Genomic DNA, 637 nt, shown 5'->3' on the forward strand with positions numbered 1-637 from the left:
GATAATCTTAGTTCTCATTCATGCTTGTATAGCGTTACAAACATGAACCTAGTTCTAATAAATTGTTTTGGATTTTCGATGTCTTTAATCGTATTTATCTGATTAAAAGATTTTTCAGTATTCGGTTTTCAAGGTACAAATCGGTCCAATAGTTTAAAAGGGCCAGTGGGCTTAAGTGGGGCTTTCCCCTATGACAATAAACTTCATAATGAGAAATTACACTGTACCCAAGTGGGCTTAAGTGGACTCGAACCACCGACCTCACGCTTATCAGGCGTGCGCTCTAACCTGCTGAGCTATAAGCCCATTTGGATCCGGCAGCCACCTATCCTCCCATACCGTTGCCAGTATAGTACTTTCGGCCGCTTAGGTCTTAACCGTCGTGTTCGGGATGGGAACGGGTGTTACCCCTAAGCGCATCGCCACCGGAAAGTTATGATGTTTCATTCCGAGTGCCCGCCCGCTGCAGTCTATTCATAGATACTCACTACGCTCATATCTATTTCATGGACCTTGCGTTCTCTTATAGATCCATACATCCGTCCTGCTCCTGATACAAGTATCATCACAGTACGTATGCATGTCTCTGCACTCGTCCTTAACACCCAAACAGTAATACAACTCCCTACTTCATTCC

The 637-nt window shown here is 44.3% G+C and carries 1 tRNA gene and 1 rRNA gene; both read right to left on the minus strand.

What is annotated here, in order from left to right:
• Positions 1–232: 232 nt before the first annotated feature.
• Positions 233–306: transfer RNA gene (locus NXH67_RS00220), tRNA-Ile, on the minus strand.
• A gap of 6 nt (positions 307–312) precedes the next feature.
• A 5S ribosomal RNA gene (rrf, locus tag NXH67_RS00225) occupies positions 313–430 on the minus strand.
• Positions 431–637 lie beyond the last annotated feature (207 nt).

The sequence above is a fragment of the Butyrivibrio sp. DSM 10294 genome, from assembly GCF_028539135.1.
In the GTDB taxonomy this organism is placed as follows: domain Bacteria; phylum Bacillota; class Clostridia; order Lachnospirales; family Lachnospiraceae; genus Butyrivibrio.